The organism is Plantimonas leprariae, from assembly GCF_008802405.1.
GTDB lineage: Bacteria > Pseudomonadota > Alphaproteobacteria > Rhizobiales > Rhizobiaceae > Plantimonas > Plantimonas leprariae.
In genome coordinates, this window is record NZ_VZDO01000004.1 from 291,125 (window position 1) to 303,324 (window position 12,200).

15 protein-coding genes are annotated in these 12,200 nt (G+C 67.0%); 3 read left to right on the forward strand and 12 right to left on the reverse strand.

Annotated elements, in window-relative coordinates:
- Positions 1-5: 5 nt before the first annotated feature.
- The 8 genes from purL to purC form a co-directional block, all read right to left on the reverse strand.
- Positions 6-2,234 (reverse strand): phosphoribosylformylglycinamidine synthase subunit PurL, encoded by a 2,229-nt coding sequence (gene purL / locus F6X38_RS07780; RefSeq protein ID WP_150969029.1) that lies wholly within the window; start codon positions 2,232-2,234, stop codon positions 6-8.
- Positions 2,235-2,242: 8 nt separating this feature from the next.
- Positions 2,243-2,662 carry a hypothetical protein gene (locus F6X38_RS07785; RefSeq protein ID WP_150969030.1) on the reverse strand — a complete coding sequence of 140 codons (420 nt, stop codon included), beginning with the start codon at positions 2,660-2,662 and terminating at the stop codon, positions 2,243-2,245.
- Positions 2,659-3,057, reverse strand: coding sequence for a hypothetical protein (locus F6X38_RS07790; RefSeq protein ID WP_150969031.1), 399 nt, complete (start codon positions 3,055-3,057; stop codon positions 2,659-2,661). The genes F6X38_RS07785 and F6X38_RS07790 overlap by 4 nt, the downstream gene beginning before the upstream one ends.
- Complete coding sequence (gene purQ, locus F6X38_RS07795) at positions 3,054-3,734, reverse strand: phosphoribosylformylglycinamidine synthase subunit PurQ (protein ID WP_150969032.1); 681 nt, start codon at positions 3,732-3,734, stop codon at positions 3,054-3,056. Before purQ ends, F6X38_RS07790 begins: the two co-directional genes overlap by 4 nt.
- On the reverse strand, positions 3,731-4,003 hold the full coding sequence (locus F6X38_RS07800) for a hypothetical protein (RefSeq protein ID WP_150969034.1): 273 nt from the start codon (positions 4,001-4,003) through the stop codon (positions 3,731-3,733). The genes purQ and F6X38_RS07800 overlap by 4 nt, the downstream gene beginning before the upstream one ends.
- The gene (locus F6X38_RS07805) at positions 4,000-4,338 is read right to left on the reverse strand and encodes a hypothetical protein (protein ID WP_150969035.1); all 339 of its coding nucleotides are present in this window, start codon (positions 4,336-4,338) and stop codon (positions 4,000-4,002) included. Before F6X38_RS07805 ends, F6X38_RS07800 begins: the two co-directional genes overlap by 4 nt.
- A 37-nt stretch (positions 4,339-4,375) precedes the next feature.
- Positions 4,376-4,618, reverse strand: coding sequence for a phosphoribosylformylglycinamidine synthase subunit PurS (gene purS, locus F6X38_RS07810; RefSeq protein WP_150969037.1), 243 nt, complete (start codon positions 4,616-4,618; stop codon positions 4,376-4,378).
- A gap of 87 nt (positions 4,619-4,705) precedes the next feature.
- Positions 4,706-5,470, reverse strand: a complete 765-nt coding sequence (gene purC, locus F6X38_RS07815) for a phosphoribosylaminoimidazolesuccinocarboxamide synthase (protein ID WP_150969039.1) — start codon at positions 5,468-5,470, stop codon at positions 4,706-4,708.
- Positions 5,471-5,743: 273 nt separating this feature from the next.
- Between purC and F6X38_RS07820 the strand changes: the two genes are divergently transcribed.
- Both F6X38_RS07820 and F6X38_RS07825 read left to right on the forward strand, forming a co-directional pair.
- Positions 5,744-6,061 carry a DUF1476 domain-containing protein gene (locus F6X38_RS07820; protein WP_150969040.1) on the forward strand — a complete coding sequence of 106 codons (318 nt, stop codon included), beginning with the start codon at positions 5,744-5,746 and terminating at the stop codon, positions 6,059-6,061.
- Between the two features lie 4 nt (positions 6,062-6,065).
- The gene (locus F6X38_RS07825) at positions 6,066-6,833 is read left to right on the forward strand and encodes an HpcH/HpaI aldolase family protein (protein WP_150969041.1); all 768 of its coding nucleotides are present in this window, start codon (positions 6,066-6,068) and stop codon (positions 6,831-6,833) included.
- Here F6X38_RS07825 and F6X38_RS07830 read toward each other — a convergent pair.
- The 4 genes from F6X38_RS07830 to cls all read right to left on the reverse strand — a co-directional run bounded on the left by F6X38_RS07830 (position 6,823) and on the right by cls (position 11,213).
- The gene (locus F6X38_RS07830; RefSeq protein ID WP_150969043.1) at positions 6,823-7,407 is read right to left on the reverse strand and encodes an RBBP9/YdeN family alpha/beta hydrolase; all 585 of its coding nucleotides are present in this window, start codon (positions 7,405-7,407) and stop codon (positions 6,823-6,825) included. The two genes, F6X38_RS07825 and F6X38_RS07830, sit on opposite strands and share 11 nt — an antisense overlap.
- A 52-nt stretch (positions 7,408-7,459) precedes the next feature.
- Positions 7,460-9,181, reverse strand: a complete 1,722-nt coding sequence (locus F6X38_RS07835; RefSeq protein WP_150969044.1) for a methyl-accepting chemotaxis protein — start codon at positions 9,179-9,181, stop codon at positions 7,460-7,462.
- Positions 9,182-9,340: 159 nt separating this feature from the next.
- The gene (locus F6X38_RS07840; protein WP_150969046.1) at positions 9,341-9,763 is read right to left on the reverse strand and encodes a bleomycin resistance protein; all 423 of its coding nucleotides are present in this window, start codon (positions 9,761-9,763) and stop codon (positions 9,341-9,343) included.
- A 7-nt stretch (positions 9,764-9,770) separates the two neighbouring features.
- A complete protein-coding gene (gene cls / locus F6X38_RS07845) occupies positions 9,771-11,213 on the reverse strand; it encodes a cardiolipin synthase (RefSeq protein ID WP_246191237.1) in 1,443 nt (480 codons plus the stop codon).
- A gap of 161 nt (positions 11,214-11,374) precedes the next feature.
- Between cls and F6X38_RS07850 the strand changes: the two genes are divergently transcribed.
- Positions 11,375-12,172 carry an endonuclease/exonuclease/phosphatase family protein gene (locus F6X38_RS07850; RefSeq protein ID WP_150969049.1) on the forward strand — a complete coding sequence of 266 codons (798 nt, stop codon included), beginning with the start codon at positions 11,375-11,377 and terminating at the stop codon, positions 12,170-12,172.
- Positions 12,173-12,200 lie beyond the last annotated feature (28 nt).

The window sequence follows — 12,200 nt, forward strand, 5'->3', positions numbered from 1 at the left end:
GCCGCTCAGGCCGCCGCTTCGGTCACGATCTCGCCGGACATGAATGCTGGGAACCAGCTTTCGTGCGCGACGGTGAGGTCGGCGACCGGGACGTCCACGACGTCGTCGATGCGCAGCCGGCCGCCTTCTTCCGCCATACCCAGCCGGCGGAAAAGCACGCCGGCCGTCGCCTTCAGCGCGCTGATCTCGACGATGCGATCCATCGGCACCGCCAAGATATAGCGGGCCTGATCCTCGCCGAAGAGCAGTGCATGCGCCTGCGTGCGGTTCTCTCCGACGGTGATCTCCGCTCCGACGCCCGAGGCGATGCACATCTCCGCCATCGCCACCGCCAGACCGCCGTCGGACAGGTCGTGGCAGGCGGAAACGGTGCCGGAGCGGATGAGTCCGCGCACGAAGTCGCCGTTGCGCTTCTCGGCTTCGAGGTCGACGCGCGGCGGCGCGCCGTCCTCGCGTCCTTCGATCTCGCGCAGATAAATCGAGGCTCCGAGATGCGAGCCCTCCTCGCCGACGAGGAACAGCGCATCGCCCGGCCGCATGCCGCCGATGCGGGCCGTTTTCGTCCGGTCCTCGATCAGCCCGACACCGCCGATGGTCGGCGTCGGCAGGATCGCCGCGCCATGCGTTTCGTTGTAGAGCGAGACATTGCCGGAGACGATCGGGAAGCCGAGGGCGCGGCAGGCATCGCCAATGCCTTGGACCGCCCGGACAAGCTGGCCCATGGCGCGCGGCTTCTCGGGGTTGCCGAAGTTTAGGTTGTCGGTCGCCGCGATCGGTTCCGCTCCGACGGCGGTGAGGTTGCGCCACGCTTCGGCAACGGCCTGCGCACCGCCCTGATATGGGTCCGCCTCGCAGTAGCGCGGCGTCACGTCGCTGGTGAAGGCAAGCGCCTTCGATGGGTGGCCGTCGACCCGCACGACTCCGGCGTCGCCGCCCGGGCGCTGCAGCGAATTGCCCTGGATCAGCGTATCGTACTGTTCGAACACCCAGCGGCGCGAGGCGATGTCGGGCGAGCCCATCAGCTTCAAAAGCACCGCGCCGTAATCGTCCTGTGCGGCGAGATCGGCGGGATGGACGACGGTCGCGGGCTCGGGCTCGATCCACGGGCGGTCGTATTCCGGCGCCTCGTCGCCGAGTTCTTTAATCGGCAGGTTCGCGACCTCCGACCCGGCGAACAGGATGCGGAAGCGCAGGTCGTCCGTGGTGCGGCCGACCACCGCGAAGTCGAGGCCCCACTTGCGGAAAACGGCCTCGGCCTCGGCATGCTTCTCCGGCCGGAGCACCATGAGCATCCGCTCTTGGCTTTCGGAGAGCATCATCTCGTAGGCGCTCATCCGCGCCTCGCGCACCGGCACCTTGTCGAGATCGAGCTCGATGCCGAGGTCGCCCTTGGCGCCCATCTCGACCGCCGAGCAGGTGAGGCCGGCCGCGCCCATGTCCTGGATCGCAACGACGGCCCCCGTCTGCATCAGTTCGAGGCAGGCTTCGAGCAGGCATTTCTCGGTGAAGGGGTCGCCGACCTGCACGGTCGGGCGCTTCTCCTCGATCGTGTCGTCGAACTCGGCGGAGGCCATCGTGGCGCCGCCGACGCCGTCGCGGCCGGTCTTCGCGCCGAGATAGACGACCGGCAGCCCGACGCCTTCCGCCTTCGAATAGAACACCGAATCCGTCCGCGCGAGGCCGGCGGCGAAGGCGTTGACGAGGCAGTTGCCGTTGTAGCGCGGATGGAAGTTCACTTCGCCGCCGACGGTCGGCACCCCGAAGGAGTTGCCGTAGCCGCCGACGCCCGCGACGACGCCCGCTACCAGATGCCGCGTCTTCGGATGATCAGGCGCGCCGAAGCGGAGCGCGTTCATCGCCGCGATCGGCCGCGCGCCCATGGTGAAAACGTCGCGCAGGATGCCGCCGACGCCCGTCGCCGCGCCTTGATAGGGCTCGATGAAGGACGGGTGGTTGTGCGATTCCATCTTGAAGATGACGCAGAGCCCGTCGCCGATATCGACCACGCCGGCGTTCTCGCCGGGTCCCTGGATCACGCGCTCGCCCTTGGTCGGCAGGGTGCGCAGCCAGCGTTTCGAAGACTTGTAGGAACAGTGCTCGTTCCACATCGCCGAGAAGATGCCGAGCTCGACGATGGTCGGCTCGCGGCCGATGAGGTCGAGGATGCGCTGGTACTCGTCAGGCTTGAGACCGTGAGCGGCGACGAGTTCGGGCGTGATGGCGACGGCTGACATCGAAGCTCTTACGTGGCGATCCAGCGCTGGCTGCCGGAGCGGCAGACGGCGGTGTCGGCGGATGAGCGCAGGATGCGCGCGTCGTCCGCCGCCTGACTGATGGCGTCCTCGAACACGCGTCGCGCGAAGACGAGCAGCGCGTAGTCGCGGCCCGAGCGCAGGCAGATCGCGTAGCCGTCCGGGCCTTGCGCGACGAAATCGGGCGTGCGCTCGGCCGGTCGACGGCGGAACACGACACGCGCGGTGTCGTGGACATAGCGGATTTCCGTCGCGCTCGGGGGTGGTTCCGCACGAGCCGCCGAAGCTGGCGTCACCATCGCGGCCGGTTCCACGCGCGTGTCGAACGTCTCGTAGAAGCCGTTCGCGTAGACGCAGCCGGACAAGGCGGAAACCAGCATGCTGGTGCCGATGACGGCCGCCGGCTTCACGCCGAGCATCCCGTCGCGCCGCCGTTCCAGCGGCGGATGTCCGCGCCGACGCGACCGCCGAGGGCGGTGTCCATCACCGGGCCGTAGGTGTCGACGCTGGACGAGCCGTTGCGCCCCTCAACCACGAGCAGCGGCTTCGCTTCCGGCCGCCCCTTCGGCACGAGCAGGAAGCGCGGCCGGCCCGAGAAGGACGAGAGTTCCGGCGCGAGGGAATAGGAGGCGAAGGCCGGATCGCCCGACTTGAACCAGCAGCGGTTCGCCGCGAGCGTCAGCCGCTCCATGCGGTCGAGCGCCGAGCCGCCGCGCGGCGGCGCGGAAACCTGCCGCGGCGACGAACAGCCGGCGAGGAGGATGCCGAGCACGAGGAGGGCGGTTGAAGGGGTGCGAAGGCTCACGCCGCGATCCTCGCCGTCAGCCCGAGCGCCGACTCGAAGATGCCGCGCCCGTCGGTGCCGCCATGTTCGGGCTCGATCAGGTTCTCCGGATGCGGCATTAGGCCGAGGACGTTGCCGGCCTCGTTGACGATGCCGGCGATATCGCGCGTCGCGCCGTTCGGATTGGTGCCGTCCGCGTAGCGGAAGACCACGCGGTCCTCGTCGTGGAGGCGCGCGATCGTCGCCTCGTCGGCGAAGTAGTTGCCGTCGTGGTGCGCCACCGGGCAGCGGATGACCTGGCCCGGCGCGTAGGCGGTGGTGAAGCGGGTCCGGGCGTTGACGACTTCCAGCTTCACCTCGCGGCAGACGAAGCGCAGCGTCGTGTTGCGCATCAGCGCGCCCGGCAGCAGCCCCGCCTCGCAAAGGATCTGGAAGCCGTTGCAGACGCCAAGCACCGGCACGCCGCGCGCCGCCTCGTCCGCCACGGCACGCATCACCGGCGAGCGGGCGGCGATCGCGCCGCAGCGCAGGTAGTCCCCGAACGAAAAACCACCCGGTACGACGATCAGGTCCACCGGCGGGATCGCCGTGGCCGTCTGCCAGACGGTCAGCGGCTCGCTGCCGGAGATCGTGCGCAGCGCCGCGATCATGTCGCGGTCGCGGTTGAGGCCGGGCAGAAGGACGACGGCGGATTTCATGGCACGACCTTGATCGAGGCGAGCAGCTTGTGCGCGAAGTCGAAACGGTTCTCGTCGCGCTCGCAGGTCCGGCAGCGCACGCGGATGAAGCGCCCGTCGATCACGGTGGTCGCGTGCGACAGCGACTTCCAGCCGTAGGGTGCGAGATGCTCGGCGACATACCACGACCGGTCGCCGAGCCACATCGTCCCCGGCTCGCGCGTCACCTCGGTGCCGGGTTTGGCGTTCTTCAGCAGGCTCTCGCGGATCTTGTCGCTGCCGATCGTCATGGAAACGAACCAGGCCGCCGGGACGAACCGGGGTCGGAAATCGGATCGTTCGTCACGACGACCGTGCAGACTTCCTGGGTCGCTTCGCATTCGGCGGTGTTGCACTTCATGTTCAGCGACTGCGCCTCGCCGCCCTTACCCGGGTCGTATTCGCTCGTCCATTCGGGCGGCAGCGGCACCACCACGCCGTGGAGCGGCCTGCTCCATCCGGCCGGCTCGACCGCCGACGCGATATCCGACGCCGAGAGCAGAACGATGCCGGACATGGCGATCAGTGATGCTCGACGGGTGAAACCGAACCGATCGAACGCGGGCATCGCGATGCGTTCCTTCATCCAAGCCCGGAAGAGTCGGGCAGCCGGGTGAGGCGGGTCAGACGAACTCCACCGAGTAGTTCTCGATCACCGTGTTGGCGAGAAGCTTGTCGCACATGGCGGTGAGCTGGTCGCGGGCGGCGTCGCGGTCCTCGCCCTCGACCTCCACGTCGAAGACCTTGCCCTGCCGCACCGAGCCGAAGCCCGCGAAGCCGAGGGTGCCGAGCGCGCCCTCGATCGCCTTGCCCTGCGGGTCGAGGACGCCGTTCTTCAGCGTGACGACGACGCGCGCCCGGATCATTGCCCTGCCTTCACTTGATGTTCCTGTCCCGCGAATAGACGAGTCTCAACGCCGATGCCGGCCGCGACGCTTTCCCGCGTCGCCGCCTTACTTGACCAGCACCGGCCCCGTGGGGCGGGGCGGCTCGTTCTCGTTCATGATGCCGAGCCGGCGCGCCACTTCCTGGTAAGCCTCGACGAGGCCGCCCATGTCGCGGCGGAAGCGGTCCTTGTCGAGCTTCTCCTGCGTCTGCACGTCCCAAAGGCGGCAGCTATCCGGCGAGATCTCGTCGGCGACGATGATGCGCATCATGTCGCCCTCGAACAGGCGGCCCGTCTCCATCTTGAAGTCGACGAGCTGGATGCCGACGCCGAGGAAGAGGCCGCTGAGGAAGTCGTTGACGCGGATGGCCAGCGCCATGATGTCGTCGATCTCCTGCGGGCTCGCCCAGCCGAATGCCGTGATGTGCTCTTCCGACACCATCGGATCGTCCAAGGCGTCGGCCTTGTAGTAGAACTCGATGATCGAGCGCGGCAGGACCGTGCCTTCCTCGATGCCGAGGCGCTTCGCCAGCGAGCCGGCCGCGATGTTGCGCACCACGACCTCGAGCGGGATGATCTCGACTTCCTTGATCAGCTGCTCGCGCATGTTCAGCCGACGGATGAAATGCGTCGGGATGCCCATGCGGTTCAGGTGCGAGAAGATGTATTCCGAGATGCGGTTGTTGAGGACGCCCTTGCCGTCGACGATCTCGTGCTTCTTCTTGTTGAAGGCGGTGGCGTCGTCCTTGAAGAACTGCACGAGCGTGCCGGGCTCCGGGCCTTCGTAAAGGATCTTGCCCTTGCCTTCGTAGATACGGCGGCGACGTGTCATCAATTGCGCTCTATCCGGAATGAGACGCCTGGCCGAAGGCGTTCCAAAGGTCGATCTCGGCCGCGTGAATAGACCATAGCCTCGCTCGAAACAATGCTGGCGCAAATCCCTTGCACCCGCGTGAACGGCGTTACTCACAGGTGGTCGCGCGGACGCCCGTTGCAATAGATAGGCGCGGCGAGGAGAGGGTGGCCGCTTCAAATCCGCCGGCCGCGCCCTATCACGGAAGGGCACCGGACGCTTCGCACCCGCCAACAGGAGGACCCGCCCGCCATGTCGCTGACCGATCGCGAGCGCGATTTCGAGAACCGCTTCATTCACGATCAGGAACTGCGCTTCCGCATCGAGGCGCGACGCAACAAGCTCGTCGCGCTCTGGGCCGCCGAGAAGCTCGGCATGCCGGAGCCGGACGCGCGGACCTATGCGCAGGACGTCGTCCGCGCCTCCTTCATGAAGGCGGGCGACAACGACGTGTTCGAGAAGATTCGCGACGATCTCGCCAAAGGCAAGGTGCAGCAGTCGGACCACCAGGTTCGCCGGACGATCGAGGAGATGCTGCTGCTCGCCGAACGTCAGGTCATGGCGGAATAGCGCGATGCCCTTGCCGTCCCTTCGCGACGCGCTCGGCAGCGGCCTCGTCGTCTCCGGCTGGTCCAGCCTGATCGACCCGCTGGTGCACGAGGCGCTGCTGCGCGCGCCGTTCGACGCGATCATGCTCGACATGCAGCACGGTCTGCACGACCTCAAAAGCGTCTCGCAGGCGGTCGCCGTCGCTGGCGCGCTCGGCAAGCCCGCCATCGTCCGCGTGCCGGTGGACGATCGCGCCACGGTGTCCCGAGCGCTCGACCTCGGCGCCAGCGCGGTGATCATGCCGATGATCGAGACCGTCGAGGACGCGCGTCGCTTCGTGTCCGTCGCGAAGTATCCGCCGCTCGGCCTGCGCTCCTACGGGCCGGCGCGCGCCCTCGATGTCCACGGCTACGATTCGCCGGCCGACTATGCGGCGTCGGCCAATCGCGAGACGCTGAGCTTCGCCATGATCGAAACGCGGGCCGCGCTGGACGACCTCGAGGCGATTCTCGCCATCGACGGACTCGACGGGGTGTTCGTCGGGCCGTCCGACCTGTCGATCGCGCTGGCCGGCGACGGCACGCGCAACCCGGAAAGCGCGGAATGCGTCGCGGCGATCGAGCGCGTCGCGAAGGTCGCCGAATTGGCAGGGAAGATCGCGGCGATCTACGCGGCGAGCGTCGGCGAAGCGCGGCGCTACCGCGACTTCGGGTACCGCCTCGTCTGCGTTTCCTCCGACATCGCGATGCTGAAGGCGGCGGCCGTCGATATCGCGAAGGCGGTCAGGACCTGACCGTCCATTCCGGCATCGGATCGGGCGACAGGCGCGACACGAACTTGCCGAAGGTGAGAAGGCCTTCCGGCCAGGGTCCGTGGCCGCTTTCCCTGTTCAGGTGGCCGGAATTGCCGGCATCGACCAGAAGCGACCCCCAGCCGGCCGCGGTTTCCTCGGTCTTCTCGTAGCTGGAATACGGGTCGTCGCGGCTGGCGATGACGATCGACGGGAAGGGCAGCGGGTCGGTCGGATAGGGACCGAACGTCATCAGGTGCTTCGGCCGGATGTCGGGATTGGCGACGTCCGGCGGCGCGACGAGGAACGCTCCGGCGACGTGGCGGCGGAACATCGGCACCGCGAGGATCGCCGTCGCGACGCCCAGCGAATGGGCGACGAGCACGACCGGCCGGGTGGAGGCGTTCACCTCGTCGGCGACCGCTTTCGTCCAGTCGTCGCGAACGGGCTTCGACCATTCGGCCTGCTCGACGCGGCGGGCGGTGGACAGCCGTCGTTCCCAGCGGCTTTGCCAATGGTCGGGACCGGAGCCCTGATAGCCGGGCACGATCAGTATGTCTGCCTGAGAAGCGCGCATCGGCGCTCAAGTTGCGAAGATGTCCGGCCGCGTCAAGCAGCCGGCTGCCCGCCTAGCCGAACGCCCGGCCGAGCCTGTCGCGGAGTTCGAAGACCTGCCCCGAACGATGCCCCGCTCCCTTACCGGAGGGCGGAGCGGAGACGCTGAAGGCGCTCAGCGCATCCGACAGGGCGTTCGCCTCGCTCGCGAGTCCGTTGCTCGCCGCCAGCGAGCTGTCGACCATCGAGGCGTTCTGCTGCGTGTTCTTGTCGAGCGTGTCGACCGCGGCGCTGAGATCCTGCAGGCCGGCCGCCTGCGTCCGCGCCGACTGGACGATCGACGCGACGTGACCGTCGATCTCGGTCACCTTGGCGATGATGGCGCCGAGCGACTTGCCGGACTGCCCGACCAGCGACACGCCGTGGCCGACCTGAGCGGCGGAAGTCGAGATAAGGTCCTTGATCTCCTTCGCTGCTTCCGCCGAACGCTGCGCCAGGCCGCGCACCTCCTGCGCCACCACCGCAAAGCCTCGACCTGCTTCGCCAGCCCGCGCCGCCTCGACGCCGGCGTTCAGCGCCAGCAAGTTGGTCTGGAAGGCGATCTCGTCGATCACCCCGATGATCTTGCCGATCTCGGCCGAGGAGCGCTCGATCGCACCCATCGCGGCCATCGCGTCGCCGGCGATTCTGCCGGAGAACTCGGCATCCGTGCGCGCGGTGGCGATCAGCGCGCCGACGTCGTTCGCACGCTTCGCCGTTTCGCGGACCTCGTTGGTGATCTCGGCCAGCGTGGCGGATGCTTCCTCCAGCGCGGCCGCCTGCTGCTCGGTCCGCTTGCCGAGCTGCTCCGCACCGCCTCGCACTTCGTCCGCATTCGAGCGGATCGCGTCGGCGTTCTGTCGGATGGTCTGCATCGTTGTCTCGAGCTGCCGTCCGGCCTCGTTGTAGTTGACGCGGAGTTCGTCCAGCGAGGAAATGAAAGGCTCCGCGATCCGGTCGGCGAGATTGCCCTGCGCCAGGGATTTCAGCGCGACGCCGAGCCGCCCGACCGCGTTGATGCGGTCCGTCAGGTCGGTCGCGAACTTGACCACCTTGAAAACGTGACCTTCGCAATGAATGATCGGATTGTAGGAGGCTTGGATCCAGACCTCTTTTCCGCCCTTGCCGACGCGCTTGAAATCCTTCGACTGGAACTGCCCTTCGCGAAGCTTGGCCCAGAACGCTTCATATTCCGCGCTCGCGGCATAAGCCGGATCGACGAACATCCGGTGATGCCGGCCTTCGATCTCGTCGAGGCCGTAGCCCATGACATCCAGGAAGTTCTGGTTCGCGGTCAGGATGCGACCGTCCGGCGCGAACTCGATCGTCGCCTGCGAGCGATCGAGCGCTTCGAGTTTGTGCGCATCCTCCAGAGCGTTGCACTTGATGGCGGTTATATCGAAGGCGAGTTTGACTACCTTCGTGACTCGGCCCCTGCGGTCGACGGTGGGCGTATAGCTCGCCTGCAGCCAAACGGTCGAACCGTCCTTGGCGCGCCGCGAGAACTGTCCGCTGATGCATTCTCCCGCACGGAGCCGGTTCCAGAAGCGCGCATACTCCTCGCCGTTCACTTCCGCCGCGTCGAGCATCATCCGGTGATGCTTTCCGACCACCTCATCCTGGCTGTAGCCGAACGCCTCGCAGAACTTGTCGTTGCCGCGCTGGATCACCCCGTCCGGCGTGAACTCGGCGATCGCGAACGAGCGGTCGAGAGCCTTGGCGGTGTTCGCATGATCCGTCGATCGCAGGTGCAGCATCTTCATAACCCTGGAACAGCAAGCACAAACTAGAAGTTGCTGGCGTGGCTGGTGAAAGATTGCAGTGATGTTGCTAACGACCTATGAATACGACGAATTTCGGCGAGGGAAATGCCGTCAATTGCAACTTTTAGGGTGTGGTCGCTGCGACCCGGCGGATCACGTGACGCAAGGGCGAGCGCCGAGAGCCTGCATGGGGCGGATCACGTAGCCGTCCGGATCGGCGACTGCGAACTGCCGCTGCCCAACCTCTTCGTCGCTCCACCGATACCAGCGCTCCTCGATCTCGAGGACGAGCGTCGCGCCCGCCGCCACGACCCGGCGGTAGACCGCGTCGACATCCGGCACGGCGAGTTGAAGGTTCAGCCCGGCGCCGAGCGGCGGCCGCAGCCGTCCGTCCGCATCGAAGTCGCGCCCGAGCCCGATCTGGTCGATCATCAGCTCGGCTGGCCCGAGTTCCAGAAACGCGAAGCCTTCGTCTTCTCGTAGATAGCGAACGGTGAAACCGATCACGTCGCGGTAGAAGGCGAGGCTCCGGCGCCAGTCGGTGACGGCGAGCTCGGGGATCAAGGCGTTCGCCATCGCGGCCTCATAGCAGCGGGCTGACGAGGCGCATCGCGTTCTCCGCGAGTTGCGTGAAGAAGCCGCGACCTGCCCATTCCTCCGCCGTCAGCCGCCGGCTCTTCGAGCGGTAGTCGTTCTCGATGCGGCGAAGCTGTGTCACGACGCCCGCGTCGTAGACGATCAGCGTCACCTCGGAATTCAGCTCGAACGAGCGGCGGTCCATGTTGGCGGAGCCGATCACCGCGATGTCGGCGTCGATCGATAGGTGCTTGGCGTGCAGGAAACGCTCCCGGTACAGCATCAGCTCGACGCCCGACGAGAGGAGCTCGTCGTAGTAGGAGCGTTGCGCCTGGTCGATGAAGACGCTCTTGGTGGTCGACGTGACGAAGAGCGTCACTTGCACGCCCTTCGCCACCGCGGTGCGGAGCGCGAGCGACAAGGCCTCGTTCGGGATGAAGTAAGGCGTGGTCAGCACCACGCGCTCGGTCGCCGAATGGATGAGGTCGGTGAACAGCGTATCGATGCGGCTGTCCGGGTGGTCGGGCCCGCTCGGCAGGACCTGCGCCCGAACCTCGCCCTCCGTATCGGCCGGCGGCGGCATGATGTCGTGGCTCGACAGGTCCTCGTCCGTTTCGAGATACCAGTCGCCGATGAAGACCGACTGCAGTTCCAAGACGACCGGGCCGGTCACGCGCGCCATCACCTCGCGGTAGAAGGTGTTCGGCTCGTATTCCATGCGGTGCATGTTCTGCGAGCCGATCCAGCCGATCCGGCCGTCCACCACCACGATCTTCCGGTGGTTGCGCAGATCCGCCCGCGTCGCGCGGTTCCAGAAGCGCAGCGGCAGGATGAGGTGCACCTCCACGCCGGTGCCGGCCAGCCGGCGGATGATGGCGTTGCGGTCGTTCGCCGAGCCGACCGCGTCGATCAGCAGGCGGCATTTGACGCCGCGCCGCACGGCGCGCTCCATCGCGCTCAGCATGCGGTTGCCGGCCTCGTCGTCGTGCAGGATGTAGAACATCACGTGGACATGGTGGCGGGCGTTCTCGATGTCGCCGGCGATGCGATCCACGACGCGGTCGTAGTCGGCGTCAAGCGAGACGGTGTTGCCGGCGACGCAGGGAAGCTGCCCGAGCGCCGTGACGAGGCGTGCGGCCGTGCGGCTCTTCGGCTCCAGTTCAGAGGCGACGTCGGTCGCCGCGTCGGGAATCTCCAGCGAAGCGCGTTTGACGAGGCTCGGGACGGACTTGATCCGCTCCTGCCGCCATTTCGGATGGCGCGCGTTGCCGACGAAGAAGAACAGGACCAGCGCGGCGAACGGCTGGAAGAAGAACAGGAGCAGCCAGCCCTGCGCCGCCTCCGGCGAGCGGCGGAACGGGATGACGACGAGCGCGCCGAAGATGATGCTCCAAGTGACGGCCGCCAGAATGGTGGACCACCAGGTATGCAACTCGAAATAGTCCGACACGGGGCCCCTTCGTTTCACCCGCCCGGACGCCGGCCGGCGGTTGCTCCCTCGCTCCCGAAGCGCATATGGAGCGCGACGCCGCCAGTCGATAGGCGGCGCACGACCGATGGTCCCGTCCCGCATGCCGGCCGTGACGTCCGATTCGAGAGAAGGAGGGGCCGATGGTGAGGATCGTCTACGCCAACCTCGGCTATCTGCGCGAGATCGACGGTTCGCTGAAGCACCATATCCGCCGCGCGCACCACCATCTCTTCACGCCGCGCGCGGCGCAGATGCGCAGCCTGGCGGTGGTGAAGAACGCGCTCAAGGACCTGAAGCCCGATCTCTCCTGCTTCGTGGAGATCGATCAGGGCTCGCTGACCAACGGCTTCTTCGACCAGTTTCCGGTGCTGCGCGAGGATCACCATCTCGTCGGCACGATCGACAACAAGTACAGCGGCACCCGCAAGTACCGTCGCCTGTCGATCTCGCGCGGCAAGTCCAACGCCTTTCTCGCGACGCGCGACGTGGACTTCGAGCGCCGCTATCTCGACCACGGGAAGAAGCGGCTCGTCTACGACATCGACATCGAGGGCATCCGCGTCCTCGTGGTGCACTGCGCGCTGCTCAGGCGGACGCGGGCGCTGCAGTTCGCGCAGATCTCGCGCTGGATCGCCGAACGGGACGTGCCGACGATCGTCGTCGGCGACTTCAACGCGATGTCCGGGGAAGGGGAACTGGAGCCGCTGCTCCGCGGCGGCCGGCTCGTCCACGCCAACCGGCTGCTCGGGCCGACCTTCCGGTTCGGGCCTTGGCGGGCGAGCCTCGACACCTGCCTCGTCTCGGCGGAACTTGAGCACCGCTGCCGGATCGAGATCCTCGACCAGCCCTTCTCCGACCACAAGATGTTCAATATCGACGTGGACATATCGGAAAGCGTCGGGCGGGACGCCCGTGAGGCGGGCGACGCGGCGGCCTGATCGGCTCGGTAGTCGCATGCACCAGATA

Coding starts and splice junctions, on each gene's coding strand:
- F6X38_RS07825 (WP_150969041.1), top strand. CDS start 6,066: ATGCCCTTGCCGTCCCTTCGCGACGCGCTCGGCAGCGGCCTCGTCGTC.
- F6X38_RS07840 (WP_150969046.1), bottom strand. CDS start 9,763: ATGGCGAACGCCTTGATCCCCGAGCTCGCCGTCACCGACTGGCGCCGG.
- F6X38_RS07850 (WP_150969049.1), top strand. CDS start 11,375: ATGGTGAGGATCGTCTACGCCAACCTCGGCTATCTGCGCGAGATCGAC.
- F6X38_RS07830 (WP_150969043.1), bottom strand. CDS start 7,407: ATGCGCGCTTCTCAGGCAGACATACTGATCGTGCCCGGCTATCAGGGC.
- purQ (WP_150969032.1), bottom strand. CDS start 3,734: ATGAAATCCGCCGTCGTCCTTCTGCCCGGCCTCAACCGCGACCGCGAC.
- purS (WP_150969037.1), bottom strand. CDS start 4,618: ATGATCCGGGCGCGCGTCGTCGTCACGCTGAAGAACGGCGTCCTCGAC.
- purL (WP_150969029.1), bottom strand. CDS start 2,234: ATGTCAGCCGTCGCCATCACGCCCGAACTCGTCGCCGCTCACGGTCTC.
- F6X38_RS07805 (WP_150969035.1), bottom strand. CDS start 4,338: ATGAAGGAACGCATCGCGATGCCCGCGTTCGATCGGTTCGGTTTCACC.
- F6X38_RS07800 (WP_150969034.1), bottom strand. CDS start 4,003: ATGACGATCGGCAGCGACAAGATCCGCGAGAGCCTGCTGAAGAACGCC.
- F6X38_RS07835 (WP_150969044.1), bottom strand. CDS start 9,181: ATGCTGCACCTGCGATCGACGGATCATGCGAACACCGCCAAGGCTCTC.
- purC (WP_150969039.1), bottom strand. CDS start 5,470: ATGACACGTCGCCGCCGTATCTACGAAGGCAAGGGCAAGATCCTTTAC.
- F6X38_RS07820 (WP_150969040.1), top strand. CDS start 5,744: ATGTCGCTGACCGATCGCGAGCGCGATTTCGAGAACCGCTTCATTCAC.